The organism is Streptomyces sp. HUAS TT7, assembly GCF_051550175.1.
Taxonomy (GTDB): domain Bacteria; phylum Actinomycetota; class Actinomycetes; order Streptomycetales; family Streptomycetaceae; genus Streptomyces.
Map to the genome: position 1 here is coordinate 7,665,249 of NZ_CP196175.1, position 23,692 is coordinate 7,688,940.

The 23,692-nt window shown below is 70.7% G+C and carries 25 protein-coding genes; 12 read left to right on the forward strand and 13 right to left on the reverse strand.

Going from position 1 to position 23,692, the window contains the following annotated elements; genetic code table 11:
• The first annotated feature begins 25 nt into the window (after nt 1-25).
• On the forward strand, nt 26-1,561 hold the full coding sequence (locus ACSHXC_RS34660) for an LCP family protein (protein ID WP_438295307.1): 1,536 nt from the start codon (nt 26-28) through the stop codon (nt 1,559-1,561).
• Nucleotides 1,562-1,632: 71 nt separating this feature from the next.
• Here ACSHXC_RS34660 and ACSHXC_RS34665 read toward each other — a convergent pair whose 3' ends face one another.
• Both ACSHXC_RS34665 and ACSHXC_RS34670 read right to left on the reverse strand, forming a co-directional pair.
• On the reverse strand, nt 1,633-3,105 hold the full coding sequence (locus ACSHXC_RS34665; protein WP_438295308.1) for a sensor histidine kinase: 1,473 nt from the start codon (nt 3,103-3,105) through the stop codon (nt 1,633-1,635).
• Nucleotides 3,102-3,836, reverse strand: a complete 735-nt coding sequence (locus tag ACSHXC_RS34670) for a response regulator transcription factor (protein ID WP_438295309.1) — start codon at nt 3,834-3,836, stop codon at nt 3,102-3,104. The genes ACSHXC_RS34665 and ACSHXC_RS34670 overlap by 4 nt, the downstream gene beginning before the upstream one ends.
• A gap of 190 nt (nt 3,837-4,026) precedes the next feature.
• On the opposite strand from ACSHXC_RS34670, the gene ACSHXC_RS34675 reads away from it, so the two are divergent.
• The 3 genes from ACSHXC_RS34675 to ACSHXC_RS34685 all read left to right on the forward strand — a co-directional run bounded on the left by ACSHXC_RS34675 (nt 4,027) and on the right by ACSHXC_RS34685 (nt 6,660).
• Complete coding sequence (locus tag ACSHXC_RS34675) at nt 4,027-5,391, forward strand: ferredoxin reductase family protein (protein ID WP_438295310.1); 1,365 nt, start codon at nt 4,027-4,029, stop codon at nt 5,389-5,391.
• Between the two features lie 29 nt (nt 5,392-5,420).
• Nucleotides 5,421-5,843 (forward strand): FMN-binding protein, encoded by a 423-nt coding sequence (locus tag ACSHXC_RS34680; RefSeq protein ID WP_438295311.1) that lies wholly within the window; start codon nt 5,421-5,423, stop codon nt 5,841-5,843.
• Between the two features lie 97 nt (nt 5,844-5,940).
• A complete protein-coding gene (locus ACSHXC_RS34685; RefSeq protein ID WP_438297001.1) occupies nt 5,941-6,660 on the forward strand; it encodes an FAD:protein FMN transferase in 720 nt (239 codons plus the stop codon).
• Nucleotides 6,661-6,766: 106 nt separating this feature from the next.
• On the opposite strand, the gene ACSHXC_RS34690 is transcribed toward ACSHXC_RS34685, so the two are convergent.
• From ACSHXC_RS34690 to ACSHXC_RS34705, 4 genes are all read right to left on the reverse strand, one after another.
• Nucleotides 6,767-7,237 (reverse strand): GNAT family N-acetyltransferase, encoded by a 471-nt coding sequence (locus ACSHXC_RS34690; protein ID WP_438295312.1) that lies wholly within the window; start codon nt 7,235-7,237, stop codon nt 6,767-6,769.
• Between the two features lie 5 nt (nt 7,238-7,242).
• Complete coding sequence (locus tag ACSHXC_RS34695) at nt 7,243-8,232, reverse strand: trypsin-like serine peptidase (protein ID WP_438295313.1); 990 nt, start codon at nt 8,230-8,232, stop codon at nt 7,243-7,245.
• 154 nt (nt 8,233-8,386) lie between these two features.
• Nucleotides 8,387-9,211 (reverse strand): polyphosphate polymerase domain-containing protein, encoded by an 825-nt coding sequence (locus tag ACSHXC_RS34700; RefSeq protein WP_438295314.1) that lies wholly within the window; start codon nt 9,209-9,211, stop codon nt 8,387-8,389.
• Nucleotides 9,208-9,840: a DUF4956 domain-containing protein gene (locus tag ACSHXC_RS34705; protein ID WP_438295315.1), complete on the reverse strand. Its 633-nt coding sequence runs from the start codon at nt 9,838-9,840 to the stop codon at nt 9,208-9,210. Before ACSHXC_RS34705 ends, ACSHXC_RS34700 begins: the two co-directional genes overlap by 4 nt.
• A gap of 376 nt (nt 9,841-10,216) precedes the next feature.
• On the opposite strand from ACSHXC_RS34705, the gene bla reads away from it, so the two are divergent.
• The gene (gene bla, locus ACSHXC_RS34710; RefSeq protein WP_438295316.1) at nt 10,217-11,176 is read left to right on the forward strand and encodes a class A beta-lactamase; all 960 of its coding nucleotides are present in this window, start codon (nt 10,217-10,219) and stop codon (nt 11,174-11,176) included.
• 4 nt (nt 11,177-11,180) lie between these two features.
• Here bla and ACSHXC_RS34715 read toward each other — a convergent pair whose 3' ends face one another.
• Nucleotides 11,181-11,741: a uridine kinase family protein gene (locus tag ACSHXC_RS34715; protein WP_438295317.1), complete on the reverse strand. Its 561-nt coding sequence runs from the start codon at nt 11,739-11,741 to the stop codon at nt 11,181-11,183.
• A 266-nt stretch (nt 11,742-12,007) separates the two neighbouring features.
• Between ACSHXC_RS34715 and ACSHXC_RS34720 the strand changes: the two genes are divergently transcribed.
• The gene (locus tag ACSHXC_RS34720) at nt 12,008-12,337 is read left to right on the forward strand and encodes a LuxR family transcriptional regulator (RefSeq protein WP_438295318.1); all 330 of its coding nucleotides are present in this window, start codon (nt 12,008-12,010) and stop codon (nt 12,335-12,337) included.
• Nucleotides 12,338-12,426: 89 nt separating this feature from the next.
• Here the strand turns inward: ACSHXC_RS34720 and ACSHXC_RS34725 are convergent, their stop codons facing one another.
• Nucleotides 12,427-13,056, reverse strand: a complete 630-nt coding sequence (locus ACSHXC_RS34725) for a dihydrofolate reductase family protein (RefSeq protein WP_438295319.1) — start codon at nt 13,054-13,056, stop codon at nt 12,427-12,429.
• Between the two features lie 731 nt (nt 13,057-13,787).
• Nucleotides 13,788-14,504: a scabin-related ADP-ribosyltransferase gene (locus ACSHXC_RS34730; RefSeq protein WP_438295320.1), complete on the reverse strand. Its 717-nt coding sequence runs from the start codon at nt 14,502-14,504 to the stop codon at nt 13,788-13,790.
• Between the two features lie 348 nt (nt 14,505-14,852).
• Here ACSHXC_RS34730 and ACSHXC_RS34735 point away from each other — a divergent pair, with 348 nt between their 5' ends.
• Both ACSHXC_RS34735 and ACSHXC_RS34740 read left to right on the forward strand, forming a co-directional pair.
• Nucleotides 14,853-15,347: a hypothetical protein gene (locus ACSHXC_RS34735; RefSeq protein ID WP_438295321.1), complete on the forward strand. Its 495-nt coding sequence runs from the start codon at nt 14,853-14,855 to the stop codon at nt 15,345-15,347.
• A gap of 125 nt (nt 15,348-15,472) precedes the next feature.
• Complete coding sequence (locus tag ACSHXC_RS34740; protein ID WP_438295322.1) at nt 15,473-16,267, forward strand: phosphodiesterase; 795 nt, start codon at nt 15,473-15,475, stop codon at nt 16,265-16,267.
• 68 nt (nt 16,268-16,335) lie between these two features.
• Here ACSHXC_RS34740 and ACSHXC_RS34745 read toward each other — a convergent pair whose 3' ends face one another.
• Nucleotides 16,336-17,403, reverse strand: a complete 1,068-nt coding sequence (locus tag ACSHXC_RS34745; RefSeq protein ID WP_438295323.1) for a hypothetical protein — start codon at nt 17,401-17,403, stop codon at nt 16,336-16,338.
• A 247-nt stretch (nt 17,404-17,650) separates the two neighbouring features.
• On the opposite strand from ACSHXC_RS34745, the gene ACSHXC_RS34750 reads away from it, so the two are divergent.
• Nucleotides 17,651-17,989 (forward strand): thioredoxin family protein, encoded by a 339-nt coding sequence (locus ACSHXC_RS34750; protein ID WP_438295324.1) that lies wholly within the window; start codon nt 17,651-17,653, stop codon nt 17,987-17,989.
• Between the two features lie 20 nt (nt 17,990-18,009).
• Here ACSHXC_RS34750 and ACSHXC_RS34755 read toward each other — a convergent pair whose 3' ends face one another.
• On the reverse strand, nt 18,010-18,777 hold the full coding sequence (locus ACSHXC_RS34755; RefSeq protein ID WP_438295325.1) for a class I SAM-dependent methyltransferase: 768 nt from the start codon (nt 18,775-18,777) through the stop codon (nt 18,010-18,012).
• A gap of 56 nt (nt 18,778-18,833) precedes the next feature.
• Entirely contained in the window at nt 18,834-20,054 is a 1,221-nt protein-coding gene (locus ACSHXC_RS34760; RefSeq protein WP_438295326.1) for a PP2C family protein-serine/threonine phosphatase, read from the reverse strand.
• A 206-nt stretch (nt 20,055-20,260) separates the two neighbouring features.
• Here ACSHXC_RS34760 and ACSHXC_RS34765 point away from each other — a divergent pair, with 206 nt between their 5' ends.
• Both ACSHXC_RS34765 and ACSHXC_RS34770 read left to right on the forward strand, forming a co-directional pair.
• Entirely contained in the window at nt 20,261-21,091 is an 831-nt protein-coding gene (locus tag ACSHXC_RS34765) for a maleylpyruvate isomerase family mycothiol-dependent enzyme (protein ID WP_438295327.1), read from the forward strand.
• Between the two features lie 71 nt (nt 21,092-21,162).
• A complete protein-coding gene (locus tag ACSHXC_RS34770) occupies nt 21,163-21,588 on the forward strand; it encodes a hypothetical protein (protein ID WP_438295328.1) in 426 nt (141 codons plus the stop codon).
• Between the two features lie 56 nt (nt 21,589-21,644).
• Here the strand turns inward: ACSHXC_RS34770 and ACSHXC_RS34775 are convergent, their stop codons facing one another.
• On the reverse strand, nt 21,645-22,910 hold the full coding sequence (locus ACSHXC_RS34775) for an MFS transporter (RefSeq protein WP_438295329.1): 1,266 nt from the start codon (nt 22,908-22,910) through the stop codon (nt 21,645-21,647).
• Between the two features lie 221 nt (nt 22,911-23,131).
• Here ACSHXC_RS34775 and ACSHXC_RS34780 point away from each other — a divergent pair, with 221 nt between their 5' ends.
• Entirely contained in the window at nt 23,132-23,692 is a 561-nt protein-coding gene (locus ACSHXC_RS34780) for a GNAT family N-acetyltransferase (RefSeq protein WP_438295330.1), read from the forward strand.

A 23,692-nucleotide genomic window follows, 5' to 3' on the forward strand; every position in this document is an offset into this window, starting at 1 on the left:
GGCCGGAAGCACTGGGAGCGCGCGCATGGCAGGCGGTCGGGGCGGTCAAGAGGGGCCGGGGGGACGGGGTGGGACCGAGGTGAGTGGGCGGCAGCGCAAGCACAGAGGGGTACGGCTGGGCCTGAGCATCACGCTGGCCCTGCTCGTCCTGGCGGCGGCAGGTGTGGGCTGGGCCTATCTGCGGCTCGACGGGAACATCGACACGTTCAGCGCGGACGGGATCTCCGGCGACCGCCCGCCGGCCTCGACCCAGGGCACGAACGTCCTGGTCATCGGCACGGACGCGCGCATCGGCGGCAACGATGAACTCGGCGGCGGCGACAAGAGCGACATTGGGCGCTCCGACACGGCTTTCCTGCTGCATGTGTACGCCGACCACAAGCATGCCGTCGCCGTCTCCATACCGCGCGACACCCTGGTCGAGATCCCACCGTGCAAACTGCCCGACGGCAGTTGGACCAAGCCGCGGACCAACACCATGTTCAACGCCGCCTACTCGGTGGGCGAGAGCGCCAAGGGCAACCCCGCCTGTACCCAGAACACCGTGGAGAAGCTGACCGGGCTGCGCGTCGACCACACCATGGTCGTCGACTTCAAGGGGTTCGCGAAGATGACCGAAGCCGTCGGCGGCGTCCAGGTCTGTCTGCCCCAGGACATCTACCAACGGGACCTCAACCCCAACCGCACCACCCGTGGCGACCAGATCTTCACCAAGGGCCCGCAGGCCGTCTCCGGCCAGAAGGCCCTGGACTACGTACGCATCCGCCACGGCATCGGCGACGGCTCCGACATAGGCCGCATACAGCGCCAGCAGGCCTTCGTCGCCTCGCTCATCAAGAAGGTCAAGAGCGACGGCCTGACCCCCACCAACCTGTTTCCGCTCGCGGACGCCGCCACACAGTCCCTCACCGTGGACCCCGGCCTCGGCTCCGCCGACAAGCTGATCTCGTTCGCCATGTCGCTGCGCGACATGGATCTGCACAACACGAAGTTCATCACCCTGCCGTGGCGCTACCAGGGCGAACGGGTCGCCATCGTCCACCCCGACGCCGAAGCACTGTGGGCCGCGCTCAAGGCGGACCGCACTCTCGACGGGCAGGACGCGGGCAATCACCAGAGCGAGCAGGTCGGCGCGACGTCCCCCTCGCCGAGCGGCAGCGCGGCGGCCCTGGGTACGGGCATCTCCGTCGCCGTCTACGACGGCACCACCGTCACCGGTCTCGCCGCCCGCGCCGCGGACGCGCTCAAGCAGCACGGCTTCACCGTCACCGGAACCACCCCGGCCATGGTCCGTACGCAGACCAAGACGGTCATCGAGTACGGACCCGGCCAGCGGGACCAGGCCGAGAAGGTCGCCCAGGTCCTCCCCGGCGCGGAAGTGACCTCGGCCGCGGCGCCCGGGATCAACGTCATCCTCGGCCGGACCTACGCGGACCCCCCGCAGCCCACCGCATCGTCAGGGACCGCCGCATCACCCGCGCCCACCGCCCTGCCCACCGGCGTGGCCGGGACCGCCCGCTCGGCCGACGACGACGTCTGCTCCAACCTCTCGTACGGCTGAAGCGGTGCGGTAGTCCCCAAGCAGGCCTGCACGGAAGGTGTTTGACGCTACGTCGTATGTACTCGTCTGCGTCACCGCGGCAGAGTCACCCGGAAGACGGTGCGGCCCGGGCGGCTGGTGACGTCGACGGTTCCCTCGTGGGCCTGGACGACCGCGAGCACGATGGCCAGGCCGAGCCCGGAGCCCGCCGATACGGCGCGGTTGTGGCCGGCCCGCGTGAAGCGCTGGAACACCTCGGGCAGCAGGTCCTTCGGGATACCGGGCCCGGTGTCCGTCACGCTCAACTCCCTTGCTCCCACGCCGGTTTCGCCCAGACGCAGGGTGATCTCGGTGCCTGGAGGGGTGTGGGTGCGGGCGTTGGTGAGGAGGTTGGCGATGACCTGGTGGAGGCGGTGTTCGTCGCCGGTCACCGTGACGGGCTCCTCCGGCAGGTCGAGCAGCCAGCGGTGACCGGGGGCGGCGGCCCGCGCGTCGCCGATCGCGTCCAGCGCCAGCCGGGTCAGGTCGACCGGCTCGCGCGCGAGGGGGCGGCCCGCGTCCAGGCGAGCGAGCAGCAGCAGGTCGTCGACCAGGCCGGTCATACGCTGCGTCTCGGACTGGATCCGCTCAAGCGCGTGCCGCACCTCGCCCGGTACGGGGCCGCGGTGGCGCAGGGCCAGTTCGGCGTGGGCGCGCACGGTGGCGACCGGGGTGCGGAGCTCATGGCTGGCGTCGGCGGCGAAGTGGCGCAGCCGCTCCTCGCCGGCCTGCCGCTGGGCCAGCGCGTCCCCGACGTGGCCCAGCATGCGGTTGAGCGCGCTGCCCACCTGGCCGACCTCCGTACGCGGGTCGGTGTCGGGAACCGGGGCGGGCATCGCGATCTCCCCACTGGCCAGGGGGAGTTGGGTGACCTCGGTCGCGGTGGCCGCCATCCTGCGCAGGGGCCGCAGCGAGAGCCGCACCCACAGTGCTCCGGCGATTCCGGTGGCCGCGAGGGTGGCACCGAACACGACGGCTTCGACGACCTCCAGGCGGTGGAGGGTCTCCTCCACCGGCTCCAGCGGGAGCCCCGTGATCAGCACGTCGCCGTCGTCGCCCGACACCGCGACGACGCGGTAGTGGCGCAGCGCCGACAGCCGGATGTCGTGGCCCCGCCCGTCGAGCGGCACGGCCGCGAGCGCGGCGCGGTCCGCCACTGTGAGCGCCACGGCGGCGTCCGTCTGGGCGTGCACCACGGCGGCCTGAGTGGTCTCGCCGCGCAGCAGCCGGGCGCCGAACGTGCCGTTCGACTGGCCGCGGGTGTCCGGCTTGTTGTCGGCGTCCGGCGTCTCGTCGTGTTCGAGACTGGCCGCGAACCGGCCGCCGGACGCGCTGAGCTGCTGGTCGAGGCGGCTGACCAGGAACCCTTCGAGGGCGAGCACGGACGTCACCCCGACCGCGAGACACGCCAGCGCCAGGAGCAGGACGAGCCCGGCCGTGAGGCGGGCCCGCAGCGTGCGGGGGAGACCGAGCCGCCCCGCCAGGCGTCGCTGCTTGATCAGGCGCGGGAGAGCAGGCCGCTTCATGAGGGATCGGGCTTCAGCACGTAGCCGACGCCGCGCACCGTGTGGATCAGCGGCACCCGGCCCGCGTCGATCTTCTTGCGCAGATAGCTGATGTACAGCTCGACGATGTGCGCGCGGCCGCCGAAGTCGTACGACCAGACCCGGTCCAGGATCTGGTCCTTGGACAGCACCCGGCGCGGATTGCGCATGAGGAAGCGCAGCAGCTCGAACTCGGTGCGGGACAGGTCCACGAGCCGGCCCGCCCGGCTGACCTCCATCGCATCCTCGTCCATCACGAGATCGCCGACCACCAGGCGGTTCCCGCCGGGCTCGCGTGCCATGCCCGCCCGGCGCAGCAGCCCGCGCAGCCGGGCCAGTACCTCCTCCAGACTGAACGGCTTGGTGACGTAGTCGTCGCCGCCCGCCGTGATGCCCGCGATGCGGTCCTCGACGGAATCGCGCGCGGTCAGGAACAGGACACAGACGGCCGGCAGGTCGGCCCGCATCTCGCGCAGCACGTGCAGCCCGTCCAGGTCGGGCAGCATCCAGTCCAGGACCACCGCGTCGGGACGGAAGGCGGCCGCAGTGCTGAGAGCGCTCGCGCCGTCGGAGGCCGAGCGGACGTCCCAGCCCTCCGAGCGCAGGGCGCCGGACAGCACCTCCGTCAGATCGGGCTCGTCGTCCACGACGAGGATCCGGACCGGACTGCCGTCGGACCTGCGGAGCACAGCACGTGGTGAAGGGTTTTCCATGGTGCTTCCAGCATCCCTCCGGCGGCCCGCCGACGGAGCAACGCAGAGCTCTGAGTTTCCTCTGAATCACCTGTGGATCCGGCTCCGGGGTCCCCTTTCAGAGGGAACTCAGAAGTACCGGTGTGAGGCTGGCCGCGCACCGCCCACATGGTGCCGGACCACATGGTCCGCCGCCCGGAAAGGGGGCCGGATGGCCGCCAGCATGTACGACAGCCGACCCGTCGCGCGCGTCCCGCACGCCGCACCGCGCGGCACCGCCTGGATACCCGTCGCCGCCCAGACCCTCATCTGGAGCGGCGCCGCAGGGGTCCTCGGTCTGTGGTGGAGCGACACCACATCGGTCGTCGGCATGGGTGGATGGCTGACCGACGGGGGCCGCATCACCGGCCTCCTCGCCGGATACGCCTGCGCGGTCCTGCTCGCCCTCATGGCCCGTATCCCCGTCCTCGACCGGAGTGTGGGCACCGACCGCCTGGCCCGCTGGCACGCCATGGGCGGCCGCTACACCCTCTCGCTCGCCCTCACCCACACCCTGCTGGTCATCTGGGGTTACGCGGTGACCTCGCACGCGAACGTGGTGCACCAGACCACCACCCTCGTACTGCACTATCCGGACCTGCTGAAGGGCACCGCCGGATTCCTGCTCCTTGTGGGCACCGGCATCGTGTCCGCGCGCGCCGCCCGCCGCAGACTGCGCTACGAGACCTGGCACTACCTCCACTTCGCGACGTACCTCGCGGTCTTCCTCGTCTTCGGGCACCAGCTCTCCAACGGCGCCGACTTCGTCGGCAACCGGCCGGCCCAGCTCGCCTGGTACGCGATGTACCTCAGCATCGCCGCACTGCTCCTGTGGTACCGCTTCGTCGTCCCCGTCCGCCGCGGAATGCGCCACCGCCTGCGCGTCGCCGAGGTCCGCGGCGAAGCCCCCGGCGTCGTGTCCGTCCACCTCACCGGCGAGCACCTCGACGAACTCGGCGCGGAACCGGGGCAGTTCTTCCGCTGGCGCTTCCTCGCCCCGGGCCTGTGGTGGGCCGCCAACCCGTACTCGCTCTCCGCCCCGGCCGACCACCGCCACCTGCGCATCACCGTGAAGGCCGTCGGCACCCACAGCGCCTCCCTCGCCACACTGGCCCCCGGCACCCGTGTGTGGGCCGAAGGCCCCTACGGGGGCTTCACCGCGGCCCGCCGCACCACGACCAGGACGCTGCTGCTGGGAGGCGGCGTCGGCATCACCCCGCTGCGCACGCTCCTGGAGACCCTGCCCGGCGACATCACCCTCATCTACCGAGCCCGCCGCCCCGAGGACCTCGCGCTGCGCGGAGAACTCGACGCCCTTGCCGCAGCCCGCGGCGCCCGCATCCTGTACTCGGTCGACGAACCGGCCACCCACTGCCTGCCGCTGACGGCTGCGGCACTGCTCCAGTACGTGCCCGACCTGAGGGACCGGGACGTGTACCTCTGCGGTCCGCCCGGCATGACCGACGCGGCGCTGGGAGCCCTCCGCGGCGCGGGCGTGCACCGCCGCCGCATCCACCACGAGTCCTTCGCGTTCTGATGCGCGACCCGAGCCAGAGGAGATCCGCCGTGCGCCGAGTCGCCGTCACCACCCTGTCGACCGCCGCGGGCGTGGTCCTGTTGCTTTCCCTCAAGCCCCACCAGAGCCATCCGCCCGCCGTGTCGGCACCCCGGCCGACCACGTCGACACCGGCGACGGCAGCCACCGGCCCCCGTACCGGCGACTTCACCGGGGACGCCATCGACACCCGGTACGGGCCGGTCCAGGTGTCGGTCACCCTCGACAAGGGGCGACTCACCGCCGTCCACGTCCTCCAGGTCCCCAGCGAGAGCGGGCGCGACCAGGAGATCGCCGCACGCTCCGTGCCCCGCCTGAACGAGGAGGCGCTCGGCGCGCAGAACGCCCGGATCGACGCCGTATCGGGCGCGAGCTACACCAGCGAGGGCTACATCCAGTCCCTGCAGAGCGCATTGGACAAGGCCGGTGAATGACATGGCCCGGGCGGCAGCGGGGCCGCACTCGACCGGTCCGGCCGAAGGAGTGCACCCGCCCCGCGCGGCCGACGGCCTTCGCCATGCCGAACACGTCATGGGCACCGTCTTCTCCTTCGACATACGTGACCGGCCCACCCCCGAAGTCCGCGACGCCCTGGCCGAAGCCGTCACCTGGCTGCACCACGTGGACGCCGTCTTCTCCACCTACCGGCCCGACAGTGCGATCAGCCGTATGGCGCGGGGCCACATAGGCATGAGCGACTGCCCGCCCGAGGTGGCCGACGTGCTCACCCTCTGCGAGGGGACCGCCGCCACGACGGACGGCTGGTTCAGCCACACCCCCGGCGGCCGACTCGACCCCTCCGGGCTGGTCAAGGGCTGGGCCACCGAACTTGCCTCGCAGATCCTGTACGACGCCGGGGCCCGGAACACGTGCGTCAACGGCGGCGGCGACCTCCAGCTCAGGGGAGAACCGACCCCCGGCAGCGCATGGCGCATCGGCATCGCACACCCCTTGCGCCCCGGCCATCTCCTGACCGTCGTCACCGGCCGAGACCTCGCCGTCGCCACCTCCGGCACCGCCGAACGCGGCCACCACATCCTCGACCCACACACCGGGCTGCCCGCCACGGGACTCGCATCGGTCACCGTCACCGGGCGCCACCTCACCGAGGTCGATGCATACGCCACCGCCCTCTTCGCCATGGGGGACGCGCCCACCCGGACCTGGACCCGGACCCACAGCGCATACGAGACGCTGCTGGTGACCACGGCGGGCGATGTGTGGCAGAGCGAGCGCTTCCCCGCTGTCTGACGCGACAACTCACCTACACATCACGGTGGTTGATGTGTGGTGAAGACATGGCGTCGCAACCCACTGGTTCGCTTCGACTCGTCCGGCAGCGACGGGAACAGGATGGCTATGCAAGCGTGAGCAGCACTTGGTCGATGTCCTGGCCGCGGGCGAACGCGAAACCCCGGCCGTACCCCGTGACGACGAAGCCGCACTTTTCCAGTACACGGATCGAGCCGGTGTTGTCGGCCGCCGCGTGCGCGAACAGCGGGCGGCCGCTTTCGAGGCCGACCAACTGCGCCAGGGCCGCGGTGGCAATGCCGCGGCCCCAGTGCGCCCGGTCGATCCAGTACGTGACTTCGCGCTCGTCCGGCGGACCGTAGAGGGCGGCATAGCCGACCACCACACCGTCGGCCAGCACAGTGCGCATCGTGACCGACGCATCGCCACGAACCCGCGCCCAATGGGCGTCGAACCGCTTCCGGTCGTAGTTGTAGTCCCGGGTGACTGCGGCGACCTGCTGCGCCTTTGGGTCCGAGAGCTGTTCCCAGAAGGCGGGCAGGTCGCTGTCGCGCACCTCGCGCAGGGTGATCGCCACGGTCGTCAGGAGGCGGGCCCGGCCGGCGGGGCACCCGTGGTCGCGGCCTGGTACAGGGCCTTGGTGGCGGCGCCGAAATACGCGCTGTAGGAGACCTGCGGGGTGTTCCCGCCGGTGTGGTAGCCGCCGATGACCCCGATCACCGCCCAGCCGCCCGGCCACGGGACCAGCATCGGGCCGCCACTGGTCCCGCCCACGAAGCCGTCGCAGGCGATGCGATCGAAGGTGCCCGGGTCGGCCGGGTCGTCGCTGACCCACTTGGTGGTCCAGCTCAGACACTCCAGCGGCTTCTGCGCGCCGCCGGGGTAGCCGATCATCCGCACCGGGGCGTGCGAGTACCCCGACTCGACGAGCAGCTGGACCGCGCCGGCCGCGTCCTGGAGACGCTTCCCGTCCTGGTTGGGCTCTGTGACCGCGAACCCGAAGTCGTAGGCGGCGCCCGCGTGTTCACCCCGGTCGTAGTACTCCTGAGAGACGTACACACCGTTGTCCTTGACGGGGAAGATGCCGAACGGCGTGAGCCCGTCGTGGTACTGCGGCACGAAGGCCAGATGGCGCTTGGGGGATCTACCGGAGTACCCCTTCAGGCAGTGCCCGGCGCTGAGGACCAGATTGTGGCCCGGGCTGCGCACCACCGATCCGCTGCACGTACGCCCCGTACCCGAGGCGTCCGTCCAGAAGAACGTTCCTGCCTGCGGAATGCCGTCGAAGCTCTTGCTCGGCGGGATGAACTCGCCGGGCCGGGGCCCGTCCACGGTGGGCGATGTGGTGCCGGCCGATGTGGTGCCGGCCCACGGGGCGCCACCCCGTTCTGCGTAGTCGGGCAGTGCGGCCGTCATGCGGGCCGGCGTCCAGTAGGCGCTCAGCTCGGCCGCGTCCGGGTCGGGTGGGGTCGGGGCGCCCGCCGCGAACGCTGCCGGGCCGACCCCGGCGGACAGCAGCAGGGCGGCCGTGATCGCGGTGGCCTGTCGGATGATCCTGTTCCTACGCACCATCAGTACCCCTCGGTCCAGACACATATGACGGCTCACCATACGGCTGGCGCGGTTGCGGGCAGAAGTGCCCGAAGTGGCCCGGGCGCGGCGAGTCGGTGACGTGGCGGCCCCACCCACCGCGAACGGGTGGTATGGCATTCGGCCACATGGGTCGTCATTCGGGCAGCGGGCCGAACGCCTGCCGTGCGGCGCGCCGCCACCGGTTGGCCGGCAGCGTGGGACGCAGCACGGCGAACGCACCGCAGTACTTGGTGAACACGGCGGGCCGCACCCGGTGGGCGTGCAACAGCCGGTCCGCCTCGGTGAGATGCTCCGCGGACTTCGTCTCGACCAGTACGAGACCACTGTCGCAGCGCACCATGCGGTTCGTCCGCAGATCGACGCACACCAGCCCGGCATCACACGTGATGCGCTGCCCGTCGGCCACGAAGGTCGACCGGAGATAGTCGGTGGAGAGGGAGGGCCGCAGCGCCGTGGGCGCGTCGATCGCGTAGGCGTGTCTCAGTGTGTCGGCGAGGAACGCCTGCTGCGCGGTGCCGAGCGGGGTGTCCGTGCCGGTCAGGGGGCAGCGGTGTTTGACGGTATCGCCGCGGGCGCCCTTGAGTTTGATCTCGAACTGCCGCTCTCCGCTGTCCTCGTAGACGCGTTCACGGATCTTGAAGCGGAGGCGGCGGCCCTGGCGGTGGTCGTGGAAGGAGCGCAGCCCCGGGGTGTCGTAGTAGACCGAGTGGTAGCGGAAGGCGCGGCGGCCGTCGATGGCCAGCGCCCGGAACGGCCCACCGGGACGGCGGGCTTCGGTGAGCCGGCCGACCACCCGCAGGAACGTGTCGGCAGGCACCAGATAGCTGCGGTCGAACCGGGTGAGCAGCGAGGAGCGCTCATTCAGCTCGGCCAGCGAGATCGGGTCCGCCTCGTACGCGGCCTCGTTGATGGCCCGTACGGATTCCGCGGTCGGCAGAGCCGCCGTCTGGATGGTCATACGGCGTCCAGCGCGGGCGCGGTCGGGCGCAGGGCCTCGACAGAACCGGTCTGCTGCCCGGCCGGCCTCGGTTCGGGCTCGCGGTAGCGGACGTCGACGACCATCAGATCCCGTACGAAGTCGATCTCCATCACCGTCCAGTGCAGGGGCTCGCCCAGGCGACGCGCGAGGTCGGCCCGCAGGGCGGCGGGGTCGGTGTGGACGGTGTCGAGCGTTATGACGGTGCGCCGGGCGCGGGCGAACAGGCGCGGGTGGTCCGCCGCGTAGACGACCAGGAGCAGAACGGCGCTGAGCGCCGCGGCCAGGGCGAACCCGAGGTGCGGCAGACCACAGATGAGGCCGAGGACCAGGGTGGTGAAGTAGTAGGCCACTTCCTCGTGTTGGACCGCGTCGGAGCGCAGCCGGATGATCGAGAGGACTCCGAAGAGACCGAAGCCGAGTGCCATTCCGCCGCTGCCGCCCACTTCGGCGAGCGCCGCCACGATGGTGAACAGGGCGACGTTCAGGGCGAGATACGCCGGTACGAGATCGCGCCGCCGGTGCCTCGGATAGTAGATCGCGAACGTGAGCAGGCAGATGGCCGTGAGGTCGAGCCCCAGATGGGCAGCGAGGTGACGTAGCGAATCCATGGCTCCGCTTCCTGTGTGCGTACGAGTCCGTACATGTGTGGACGGGAAGAGAACCCAGACTCTAGGAGGCCACAGGATGAACGTTCGCCAACTTGTCAGTAAATCCAACGGATCATTGATGAATTCGAGTGATCATTGGCCAATATGGCATCGCGGCTGTCCCGTTCGCCCCTCTTGCGGGCCTCCAGCCACGGGTGGTTCCTCTCCCTGTTCGGGACCTTGGGGATCCGCCCCGTGACCACCCGCACCAGGCGCCATAGGCAGATCGCTATGGCCCCGTTCCGGGGATGGCTCTTGGACGGAGGCGGCCTGTGCCTGTTCTGCTGGGGCCATGCGAGACAACACGACACGCTCTGCCTCCATCCGCCGGTCACGTATGCGTTCCCGTACGAAGTGGCCCGCCGCACTGCTCGCCCTCGCGGTCCTCACGACCGGTACCGCGTCCACGGTGCAGGCGGCCGAGGCGCAGGACCGGACCACCACGCAAACCCCGTCGGCGCCGGCGCCGTTCCATGTGGGCGGCACACATGACGTCGCGGACGAGCTGAGCCGCCTTGAGGCGACACGCCACGTAAGGATCGGTGCGTACGCCCTCGACACCGCCACCGGGCGGACCGTCAGCTACCGGGGCAACGAGAAGTTCCCGTCCCTGTCCACCTTCAAGGCCATGGTGGGTGCCGCCGTCCTCGACAAGGCCCGGCGCTCGGAGCCGGGGTTGATGGACAAGGCCGTCCACTGGAAGAAGAGCGACGAGGTCCCGAACTCTCCTGCCACCGAAGGCAAGGCGGACAAGGGGATGACGGTGGCCGAACTCTGCCGTGCGGCCATCACCCGGAGCGACAACACAGCGGGCAACCTGCTGCTCGGCCAGATTGGTGGCCCCCAGGGGCTGACCCACTACTACCGTTCCCTCGGTGACCCGGTCTCCCGACTGGACCGCTGGGAGCCCGAGTTGAACGACTGGAAGCCCGGCGAGCGGCGCGACACCACGACGCCCGCCGCCATGGGCCGCAACCTCGCCAAGACCTCCCTCGGCAGCGCCCTGGTGCCCGCGGACCGGGACCGGTTGAACAGCTGGCTCCACGCCACCGTCACCGGCGACGAGCGCATCCGGGCCGGGCTGCCCAAGGACTGGACCGTCGGCGACAAGACCGGCACAAGCGACGCCTACGGATCCGCCAACGACATCGCCGTGGCTTGGCCGAAGTCCGGTCACCCGGTGATCATCGCGATCTACACCAACCACACGACCGCCGACGCCGCCGCGGACAACGCGGTGGTCGCGAGCACGGCTTCGACGCTGGTACGTGGCCTCGGTGTGCAGCAGACCGGCTAAGGGATCAACTGCCGTGTGTGGCAGCCCTGTTGCTAATGGCTGACCACACTTCCCGAGCCATGCCATGCGGATCCAGAGTGGCGTCGACCACCAGGTCACAGGCGTGGCGCACCGGCTCGACGTGGCGCGTGTGGGCGTCGCGGCGGTGCTCGACGTAGTTCCGCAGGAGCACGTCGAGGGGGAATCCCTCGCTCAGGCATTTGCGCCGGATCTTGCGTGCCAGGCGCAGGTCGGCCGGCAGGTCGACGAACACATCGAAGCGGGCGTGCGCGGTCCCCGGGACTATGTGGTGGGCAAACATGCCGTCGACGATGACGTATGCAGCGGTTGCCAGGGCCGCGTCGGCGTCGCGGCCGAGGCGATCGGTGTCCATCGAGCGGGGATCGCCGACGTCCAGGCGCGGAATCCCCGCATCGTCGGGTGCCCATATCCCGCGTTCCGGGGTGGTGAAGTAGTAGTCATCACCGTGCAGGACCTGTACGGGAGTGCGGGGCGCGGTCTCCACCAGTGCCGCGGCCAACGTCGTCTTGCCCGCGCCCGCTCCGCCGGTCAATGTGAGCAGCATCCGACTCCCCGCTCGTTACGACGGCCGGTCGTATCCCGGCCCTCCCCGTTCGTCACGACGTCACGCCGGCCGATGATCGCACGAGGGGCACGTGTGGGGTGGGCGGCGAGCACGACCCCCGCCGGTGGCCGCACACCGAACCGCCTTCCGGCGCGTCCCGGCGTGCCGCTGACGCACGGTTCTGCCAGGGTCGGCCTGGTACGCACCCCCGTGGCGCGGTGCCCTACACACGTGGCACCCTTCGCACAAGGAAGTGAGAGCAAGGCATGGAGAAGTTCTCCCTGGAAGCAATCGCCCGCGCTCAGCTGAAGGCGGCCCGGGACGCCGGGGCCGGGCGCAGCGCGTCCACGGTCATCGGCGGGCACGAGCGGGTACTGCGGCAGACGGTCATGGCCCTGACCGCGGGGAACACGCTCGGCGAACACGGGCTCGGGGGAGAGGCCACACTCCTGGTGTGGTCCGGCCGGATCCGGCTCGTCGCCGGGGACGATACCTGGGAGGGCCGGGACGGCGACCTGCTGGCCGTGCCCGGCACGGCGCACACCGTCGAAGCGCTGGAGGACTCGACGTTCCTGCTGACCGTGGCGATGACCTGACACGACGCAATCCGCTCCCTATGTGCGCCTCCCCTATACGTCCCGATACACGTCCGATACGGGTCCTGGTACGCGCGCACTCCTGCGCGTCACCGGCGTACCAGAACCGCATGGGTGACGGCCGCTGAGCTGGTCAGTTCCGCGACACGGTAGCCGTCGACCCCGTCGCCCAGATGGTCGAGGAGGCGCTCGCCGCGGCCTGCGAGCATGGGTGCGATGGCCAGGTGCAGCTCGTCGACGAGCTGGGCGCGGAGGTACTGCTGGACGGTGTCCGGGCCGCCGCCGATACGTACGTCCTTGCCCGCCGCGGCGTCGAACGCCCGCTCAAGCACGGTCTCGACGGGCTCGTCGCTGAAGTGGAAAGTGGTTCCGCCCTCCATGGGCAGCGACGGCCGCAGGTGGTGGGTGCGTACGAACACGTCGTGGTGGTAGGGCGGATTGTCGCCCCACCAGCCCGTCCACGACTCGTCCTGCCAAGGGCCGCGCAGGGGGCCGAACATGTTGCGCCCCATGATGGTGGCGCCGATGTTCTCCTCGCTGCGCGCTACGAAGTCGACGTCGATCCCGGTCCTGCCTTCGGCGCGGTCCCGCATCGCGGCGAACATCCACGCGTGCAGGCCGTCCACGCCGTCGCCGAAGGGCGCGTCGAGGCGCTGGTCGGTACCGGCGGCGAAGCCGTCGAGGGTGATGGTGAGGTTGTGTGCGCGCAGCTTGGGCACGGCGTTCTCTCCTTGGTCGGACGGGGCGAGGGGAGCCGGCACGAGGTGCGCGGCGGTTGCCTCAGATGACTCCTGCTCCCACCCGTGCGTCGAATGGGACAGGGCCGATTCGACACGTCCCCCGGGAATTCTCCGAAGACCTTGTCGGCGTGGCCACCGGATCGGCCCCGATACTCGGGATCCGGTGCCCGGATCCGGTGCTCGGGCCCGATGCCGAATCGCTCTCGTCTGGAGTCGCCGCATGACCGAGCCCGCCTACCTGGCCGCCATCCGGGAGTCGTACGACAACGTCGCCGACGTCTATGTCGAGCGTGTCATCACCCCTGCGGAGCTGGACCCGCTGTCACGCGGCCACACACCGCCCGAGCGGTTGCCGTCGGTGTTCGCAGAGTTCCACCGCACCCTCGCGCCCGGCGGCCACCTCATGTGGGGGGACTACATAGGTAACGATGTGCACATGTGCCCGACGCAGGCCTTCGACCGTCCGGTGTCGTACGAGTCCCACTACCTGCCGCTGGACCGCACGGCCGAGCTGTTGCGGGAGGCCGGTCGTCACGGCGCGCATGGAGCAGGAGCCGGACGGCCGGGTGAAGAGAGGCCATGCCTGCCTTCTGGCCCGCAAGGCGGAAGCCTAATTCTTGAGGTGGTGGGGTGGCGCGGTTCTAGCCCGCCACCCCACCAGGTCGTGCAGGAGCTCCTTCGGGTGGTCACCCGGTGCTCCCTCCCCATGTTCAGCGTGCGGCAGCAGCCAAAGCGGGCTCGAAGTGATCGTTGGTCCGACAGCCCAGGTTCTCGTACGTGTTGACCTTGGTGTCCGGATCGGTCTTCAGGAGGCGGTACTTGCAGGCCTCCTTGATGTAACTCCCCTTGATCCCACCGGGGAAGTCGATCTCCTTGTTCCACAGGTACGGGGACTGATACCCGTTGAGGTGGGCCGTGGCGTTGACGTCGATGCCGCCCGGAGCCTCGATCTCGTAGACCCATCCCGTCTTCGCCGCACCGTACGTGGCGAACTTCTCCGCCACCCACTTCTCGCAACTCGTGCTGACGTGCGCGGTGTTCTGGCCGCCGCCCTTGACGATGTACTCGGCGAGCGGGGTGACCGTCTCGCCTCGCGGGGTGAAGCCGTCGTCGAAGAGCTGCTGCACATTGTCCCGGGTGTCGCCCCGCCAGAGCGTGTTGGCGTCGTCGCGCCACTGCCGGTTCTCGTCCGCCGCGGCATGCCGGACGGCCGGGGCGATGGACGGGGACGTGGTGGTGCGCCACCGGTCCGACGGGTGGAACCGGCCGACCGGCCCGCAGGGTCCGGTGTCGGGGGCCTGCGTCCGTGCCGTCGTGGCGCGGCGGACGGTCGCATCGGCGGGAGCGGCGACGGTCAGCGAGGCGGCAGCCAGGGACGTGGCGGCGAGGACGCGCAGAGCGGTCTTCAATATGATGGAACAGCCCATCTGTTGATGAACAGGACGGGCCCTTTGTAACGGGCGCGGATCATGAAGCGGGGGGGAATGGGCGCAGCGGTCACCCCACGCGGGAAACAGTCATACCGATCACGCGCGGCCCGGCCGCCCCCTGACGTAGGGGTTTGGTCCGGGCTCCATTACGGGGTGGCCCTCACCGCTCCCCGAGGCCGCGTCGGCCTGGCTTCGTTCGTGGGGGCGATGGATGGGCGGCGGGCGGGGTGGACCCTGGATTTGGCCGGACGAGGGGGGCGTATGGGGCACCGCAATGGTGCGGCGCCCCATAGTCCCGGCCACCACTCGTCACCAGGACCACACAGCGACAGAGAAGGGACCATCATGAACGCCGCCCGGAGTTCGCACTCCGCCTCTGCGGCCGCAGCCGTATCCGACCCCGTTTCCGTGGAACGCCTGGACCATCCGCGCAGCCTGGCGGCCTTCCGCACTACGAAGCTTCTCGTCGGGGGATACCTCGGCATCAGCGTGCTCGCGCTGGTGGCCATCGTGATCCTCCGCAACGACTCCGCGGACGTGAACTCGGCCGTATGGGTGCGCGGAACCATCGTCGTCGCCAGCGCGTTGGTCACGTACCGGTGTGCCATCCGTGCGGCCCGCGGCTCGCGCCCGGCGTATCGCCGGCTCAGGGTCATCACCGGCGCCATGGTCGTGGCCATTGCGGCGATCATCGCGCTGCCGGGTACATTCCCGGTGTGGATGAAGGCCGAACAGGCGGTCTGCGGCGTCCTGCTGACAGCCGTCGCGGCCCTGGTCAACGGCAAGTACCTGCGGTCGTTGTTCGCCGCGAAGCAGGCGTGGCGAAGCGCGCCGAGGTGACCGGATGCGGTGCCTGCGAGGTGAGCAGGGCCAACTGCGCGGGGCGAAAACCTGCAAGGGGCGCGGGCTTTCGCCCCGAGCGTGATCGGTTGTGGCCGGGGGAGGCGATGGTGAAGCGTGCGGGGATGACCCTGGCCATCGCTCACCTCAGCGATCCGCACATCACATCCGGCGCGCCGGCCGGTGCCCCGGCCGAGGCCCTGAGCCGTGCGCTCAGCCGTGTCCTCACGCTCGATCCGCAGCCGGACGCCGCGATCATCACGGGCGATCTCGTCGACCGGGGCCGCCCCGAGGAGTACGCGGTACTGCGGGAAGCCGTCGGAGGATTCCCCTTGCCGCTGCATCTCGTCGCGGGCAACCACGATGACCCCGAGGCCCTGCGGAATGCCTTCGGCGGCACCGCATTTCTGGGCCACACATACGACACGCACTATGTGGTGGACCATCCCGCGTTCACTGTCGTCGTTCTGGACTCGAAGGTGCCGGGATCACCCGGTGGCTGCCTGGGGACGGCCCAACTGGCCTGGCTGGACAAGGCACTTGCTAGTCGTCCCGACATTCCGGCGCTCGTTTGCCTGCACCATCCGCCGATCCCGGTCGGGATCCCTTTCCTGGACGGGATGCGGCTGGCCGACGGCGACGCTCTGGCCGAAGTGGTCGGACGGCATCCGCAGGTCGCGCGGGTCCTCACGGGCCATGTACACCGGTCCGTCACCGCCGCCTTCGCGGGCAGCACCTTGGCCGTGGCCCCCAGTACCTACCTCCAGAGCGGCCTCGCCCTGCGCGGCGAGATCCCCGGCTACCGTGCCGAACCCACCTCTTTCCTGCTCCATATGTGTGCCGGACCCATGTGGGTCACCCACACCGTCCCCGTCGGCCATGCGGCCGCCCCAGTGGCCACATGGTCCTCCGGCCGATGACAGGACGGTCACATGGTCGTCCGGCCCATGGGCCGGAATCGCGGCCCTGATCCCGTGAAGCGGCGGCGTCAGGTGGTGAAACCCACATGAACGTGGTCGTGGTGGGTGTCGTCGGAGAAGAACTGGTTCGCCGTGGCGCCGCCCGTCAACTGCACGGGGCCGCCGACGTTGTACGAACCGGCTGCCGCCGCGTCCCGCATGAAGGTGGTGATCAGGGTGCGGGAGGTCGCCGGATCTACGACGGTGTGGCCGTCGATGCGCCATACGTCGAAGGCCCGGCCGAGCGGATGGTCGCTGGGGCGATCGGTGCCGAACACGTCCAGCGGATGCCCGGAGCGTACGACGCTGACCGACAGCCGGTAGGTGCCCGCCAGTTGGAGCATCGCGCGCAGCACACTGTCGTGCACGGCGCCGCTGCGAATGTCGGCGGCGGAGGCGGGCGGCAGCTCGATCCGGGACTGGGCGAGCACCTCCCGTGCCGACGGAGCCAGCGGCTTGGCCGGGCCGGGTGCCGCCGGGTGCAGGCCGGTGACACGCCAGCCGGCCGAGCCACGGCTGAGCCGTACGTCGACCGTGGTGCCGCCGGGCCCGACGGTCGTACCGGTCAGGGTGGGCTGATCGCACACCACCAGAACGCTCGCCGTGTAGGACAGGATCCCGCCGTACTGGGCGTCGATCACCCGGACGACCGCAGCATCCGCCGTCGGCATCAACGACCCTGCCTGGGCCGCCAGTTGAGACGCCGATGAGGCAGGGATGCCCAGGGCCGCGGCCCGGTCCGCCGCCGCTTGCTCGCCGCCCTGCCCGGCAGGCCACGTACCCAGTGCCTCGACGAGCTCGACGGCGGCGAGCTTGGCCGCCGGCTCGATCTCCCCGGGCCCCGGCCGCCACGGGACGGCCCGGGGCAGCCCGGAGCCGGGGCTCTCGGAGGCGGAGGGCGATCCGGACACGGGCGAGGCGGCTGCGGACGGCGTACGCGAGCCGGTGGCAGGTGAAGCGGTGGAGGCAGCCGACGACGTCTTCGCCCCGCCCGAGCACGCGACGGCACTCGCACACCAGGCCGCCGTGCCAAGCAGCACCGAACGACGGGCGAGGGTGCCGGGCGGATGCCGGCAGGGCGGGGGAGGCAGGACCATGACCGGCTCCTCGGGCGCGCGGCGTACGGAAATGCCGCCAGTATCCGCCCGCGCGCCGCTGCGGCGGTGCGCCTCGCCGGGCAGCCGACCGGATCCGTGTCGGCGGGCCGAGTGTCCCGGAGCGCCGCCTGGCGACGGGGCCCTGGCAGGCAGTGCCGGCCGCGCAGGTCATGATGGGAGCCGCAGTGCTGAGGACAGTGCTGATCGCAGTACCGACCGGAGTACTGCTCGGAACACGAGGAGTGCCATGGCCCGCAGGGTCCACCAGCCGCTGGAGAACCAGGAGTTCGACTTCATCCTCGGCATGGCCGACGGCCCCGTGCTCGCGTACTTCTGCGGGACCTGGCCGAAGGCCGTCAAGGCGTGCAAGGAGATGGACGAGGTGGTGAGCGAGGCCGCGGAGGCGTACGCGGGGCGCCTGACCGCCGTCAAGGTCGACATGACGCGGTGCCCCGGGCCCGTACGGCGGTACGCAGTCACCGGAGCGCCCACCGTCGTCCTGATCAAGGGCGGGGAGGCGGCGGCCACGGAAGCCGGTCCGATGGACGGGCCCGCGTTGAAGGCATTCCTGGACAACAACCTCTGAGAAGCCCGGGGCGGCCCGGCTCAGGCCCTGGTGGCGACCGTCACCACGAGCGGCGGCAGCCTGCGCTCGGCCGCCCAGTCGCGGCTGTGCGCATGCTCCGGATCGGCGACGCCTTCCGCCTCGTCCGGCGTCGGGTGGCGCTGTGCGGTGGTGGTGAACCCCGCGCGTTCCAGGAGGCCGGAGATCGCGGCGGGGGGCCAGGCATGGTTCGGCATGGTCTGCCAGGTGCCGTCGGTGCGGCGCAGACGTACGGTCATGGGCTGGCCGGGGTGGTAGGTGACGCCGGGCTCGCCGACCCGCAAGGAGGCGTACTCGATGCCGCTGCCCGCGGGGTCCGTGGTCAGCAGGACGAGCGGGGCTCCGGGCCGCAGCAGCCGGTGGATCTCGCCGAACACGCCGAGGACGGTCTGCTCGTCCGGCAGTGACGCGAGGACGTGGTTGCACATCGCGGCGTCCGCACAGGCATCGGGCAACTCGTCCGCCCGGCCGTCCGTGACCAGGTGGTACTCGGCCCCGGGAGTGTCCTGTTGGCGGGCCAGGACGAGCATCTCCGGTGAGGCGTCCACGCCGATGATCCGCATACCGAGCCGCCGGGCGGCCCGGTCGGCGACACGCCCCGGCCCGCAGCCGAAGTCCAGCAGCGCCCCGCCCGCCGGGCAGTTCTCGGCCAGCGCCCGGAACACGAAGGGATAGCCGACCAGCCAGTCGGTCGCCGCGTCCACCGCAGCGAAAGCCCGCGCGCCCTCGCGCCCGGACCAGGCCCGCTCGCCTGCTGGTTCCTGCGGCATGGCCTGGTCCCGCCTCTCGGATGCGTACGCTGCACAGGTTCCCCATCATCGGGCTCCTATGGGTGGGCCGCACCCCGCTGGGCGGGCGGACGGAGCCGTTCGATGGCCACCATCGCGGCGTCGTCGTCCAGGGTCCCGGTGGGAGTGTGGGCGAGGAGGTCGTCGCGGAGGTGGCTCAACAGGGCGCGCGGCCCGGTGCCGTTCCAGGCCGCCGCGCGTTCCGTGAGCGGGTAGAACGCGCCCGCCTCGTCGCGGGCTTCGAGGACACCGTCGGTGTAGAGCAGCAAGATGTCGCCGGGCTCGAACGGGAAGCCCTGCGCGGCGAGTTGGGACTCTGCGAGGCCGGACAGGCCCAGCGGCGGCGCCGGCTGGTCCACCTCCAGGGGGATCACGCGACCGCCGCGCAGGAGGAGCGGCGGGGGATGGCCGCAGTTCACGAGCTGGAGGGCCTGGCCGAGGTCGGGGATGTCGAGCACGGCAGCGGTGATGAACGCCTCACCGAGGTCGTCGCCGAAGTCGTCGGAGGGGGAGGGGGAGTGCGGGGCGCCGTCATGGTCCGGGTCGGGGGCACGGCCGGCGGTGTCGTCGAGGCCGGCCCCGGGGGCTTGGTCCAGGTCCGGCGCGACCGCCCGTTCGAGGTAGTCGACAAGGCCCGGAAGGTCGGCCTCCTGGTGGGCGGCGGCCCGGAACGCGCCGAGGACGAGAGCCGCGTCGCCGACCGCCTCAAGGCCCTTGCCCCGTACGTCGCCGATGATGAGCCGGGTGCCGTGGGCGGTCCGGGCAGCCGCGTACAGGTCGCCGCCGATCTGCGCGTCCGCCGCCGCGGCCAGGTACACGCTCGCGACGCGCAGCGGACCGAGGCGCTCGCGCAGGGGCCGCAGCACGACCTGCTGAGCGGCCTCGGCGACCGAGCGCAACTGCACCAGCTCCTTCTCGTGCACCTCGCGCAGATGGGCGAACAGCGTCACGAACACCGAGATCAGGAGCAGCGTGATGATCTGGAAGGTGTGGTTGAGGTCGGTGACACTGCTGCGCACCGCCGCGACGACCACCTGCGCCAGAACGGCGACCGCGCCGATGAACCCCGTGGCCCGGGGGCCCCGGAAGGAAGCCGTGACGGCCGGGGCCGCGGCCAGGAACGGGCCGAGGTGCACGTCGGGCGGAGCCAGCACGTCGCCCACCGTGACGAGCGCGATCATCGCGAACGGCACGGCAAGGAGTGCGTGGCGCGTCGCCAGGGAGGGGCGGCCGGCCGCGCGCAGTGCCTGAAGATCCATCACTCCTGAATACACTGCACCGCCACCCACACATAGCACGCCTGGCCGAGTGTGTTCCGACCACACTGCCCCAGAGGTGCCCCGAGTCCACGAAGGGACTGCCCCCGGAGCAGACTGATCCCTGACAGACCGTGGAGGAGCGCCCGAGGCGCGCACCGACCGGGGCTGTCGGACCGTAGAAGCGAAAAGGGAGAAGGTGCAGCCACATGGACAGCGGCATGGGCATGGACAGCTCACATGACTCGCGCTGGGTCTCCGCCCCGGCGACCCACCGCGAGGCGGTGATGACGGAGACCGCCAGGTTCGTGGCGGTCGTCGAGGGAGCGGACCTGGCGACGCCGGTGCCGAGCTGCCCCGGCTGGACGCTCGTCGACCTGATCAGGCACACCGGAAGCGTGCAGCGCATGTTCTCCGGGCTGCTGCGTCAGCGCGTCCAGGAACGGCCTCTCACCCGCGATACGGACCTGGACCTGCCGGCCGACGACGCCGGATACCCCGGCTGGCTGACGGCCGGCTCGCAGGTGGCGGACCGAGCCTTCGCCGACACCGACCCGGACGCCCCGATGTGGGTGTGGGGTGCCGATCCCCATGCCCGGTTCTGGATGCGGCGGATGCTGTTCGAGACATTGGTGCACCGCGTCGACGCGGAACTCGCCGTCGGCCTGCGACCCGTCATCGACCCCGCTCTCGCGGCCGACGGGGTGGACGAGTTCCTGGTCAACCTGCCGTTCGCCGCGTCCTTCGCGCCCAAGACCGCGCACCTGCGCGGCCAGGACGAGACCATTCGCTTCCGCTGCACCGACCGGGCCGGCGACTGGCTGATCCGCCTGCGTCCCGACGGCTTCGGGCTCGTGCCCGCGGACGCCGAGGCCACGACGAACGCCGAGGCAACGAACCCGGCGGATGCCGCCGTCGAGGGGGCCGCGGCGGATCTGCTGCTGTTCATGTACGGACGCCTCGACCGGACCTCGGACGCCTTCGAGATCTCCGGGGACGACGAGCTGCTCGCGCGCTGGGTCGCCAACTCCGAGTTCTGAGGGGGCCGACGGGGGATGTCGGTTCACTGGTTGCGGTGTTCGTTCCATACCGGAGTGGAAAGGAGTGGCTCGTGCCGACATGGGGGCTGATCGCCGAGATGACGGTGGGTACCGGGGATCGCAAGCATGTGGAGGCGTACGTGCTGACACATGTGGAGGGCTCGTACGACGAGGCCCTCGCGGAGCTGGAGGGCCGGGCCCGGCGCTTCACGCCCGAGCACCCGCGCAATCCGAAGCGGCGCAGGCTCTTCCGGAACGGCGACGGGCTCGTGCTCGTCATCGACGGCTCCTGGCAGTCCTACAGCGCCCGGTTCACCGTCGCGGAGCTGCTGGAGGACTCCGCCGCGCCGACGCCGAAGCGGGAGCGCGAACCGCAACCGGAACCCGCCGACGCGGTGCCGCCCCGGATACCCCCGATGCCGTCCGCTGCGCCGACGCGGTACGCGGACGGTGTCCCGGTGAAGCCCACATGGCTGGGCCGCTCGGATCTGCCCTGACCGATGACTTGACGGCTCGATCTGATACCCCGACCTGATGCCTCACCTGTCATGTGTCAACTCGGCCCGCAGTCAAGGGAATTGGACGTCATGGGCGCCCCCCGTCGGGGCTCGGGCCACGAGACCTTCCCTATGTGGTGGACCCACACCACGAGCACCATCAGGACGGCCGCCGCACCCCCCATCGTCATGACCGTCGACGGCGAGGCGTGGTCGACCACGATGCCGCCGACCAGCGCCCCGGTGGAGAACGTGGCCTGGAACGACGAGGTGAACAGCACGGTGGACGCCTCCGGCGCCTCGGGGGAGGCCTTCGAGAACCAGGTCTGCGAGCAGACCGGCACGGCCCCGTAGCCGACGCCCCACACGATCAGCAGAGCCACCGCGCCCAGATCCCACCGCCCGAGTACCGGGAACAGCAGGGTGGCTCCGGCGATCAGCGCGGCGGCCGCCGCGAAGGTGGCCCGGGGATGACGGGCGACGGACGACCCGCCGAGGAAGTTGCCGACGATGCCGGCCACTCCGTAGATGAGCAGAAAGACCGTGATGCGGCCGGAGCCCACATGTGCCACCCGCTCCAGGAACGGCGCCACATAGGTGTAGGTGCCGAAGTGTGCGAGGACGACGAGGAACGTAATCGCCAGCGCGAACCGGGTGTTGACGCTCCGGAACATGCCGCCGAGGACATGCAACCGGGTCGTCTGTGCGGCAGGGAGCGGAGGGAGCACCAGGAGCAACAGCACGAGCACTCCCACCGTGAAGAGCCCCATGACGAGGAACGCCGTCCGCCAGCCCGCGAGGTCGCCGATCAATGTGCCCAGCGGCACCCCGACAACCGAGCCGAGGGGAACCGCCGCGAAGATCACCGAGGTCGCCCGGGCCGCCGACTCCGCCGGCACCAGACGGCCGGCCAGACCGGCACCGATGGACCAGAACCCACCGATGGTGACCCCGACCATGACGCGGGAGACCAGGACCATCCAGTAGCTCGACGCCACTGCCGCAAGGAAGTTGGCCAGCGCCAGCAGGAGGACGAGCGCGCCCAGCATCAGCCGACGGTCGATGCGCCCGGTCGCGACGGTGACCAGTGGCGCCGCAAGCGCGGCCAGGAAACCCGGCATGGTCATCATCAGGCCGGCCATGCCGTCCGAGATGGTGAAGCTCGACCCGATCGACGTCAGCAGGCCGATGGGCAGGATCTCGGTGGTGACGATCGAAAAGATACCCAACATCACCGACAGCACGGCCAGCCAGGACAAGAGCGCCGATCGAGCCGATGGTGCGGAGACTTCGCCGGAAGTGACGATCGCTGTGGAGGACATGGGTCCCGTCCTGTGTGTGGGGGCGCACCACATGGCGTGGCCAGGGGTGGGTGTGGCCACTACTTCAACAGGAAGGGAGGGCTGCTTCTGGCGGATCTGCGACACCATCAGCAGGGGAGCAGGGTGATGTCGTGTTCTCGCGAGGCGCGCGCACCTACTCAGTGACCGTAGGGTCTGGTCGACGGCGCCGTGGGCGCACATCGAGACCATGGAGGGTGTGGATGTACGCGATATCCCTGGGAGAGGACGGCGCCGAGCTGTGCCCGCTCGAACCCTGGCAGGCCGAGGAGTTCCTGAACCATGTGGAGCGCGGGCGGGAGTTCATCGGGCGGTACAACGGCCTGCCCGACGCCGTGACGGACCTGGAGTCGAGCCGGGCGTTCCTTCAGACGTACGCGGACAGGGCGGCGGCCGACACCGGGCGGCTCTACGGCATCCGGACCGACGGCAAGCTGGTCGGCGCCGTGCTGTTCCGGAGGCTGGACACCGCGCAGGGCATCGCCGAGGCGGGCTGCTGGCTGGAGCCGTCGGCCGTGGGCAGGGGCCTGGTGACCCGGGCCGTGCGGGCGATCATCGACTGGGCCGTCGGGGAGCGCGGCATCCACCGCGTGGAGTGGTGGGTGGCGGCAGCCAATGCACCCAGCATCGCGGTGGCGCGGCGTCTCGGCATGACGAAGGACGGCGTGCTGCGGGAGAGCTACCTGTACCGGGGCACACGGCACGACGAAGAGATCTGGTCCGTGCTCGCGCCGGAGTGGCGGGCGGCCGAGCGAGCGCGCTGA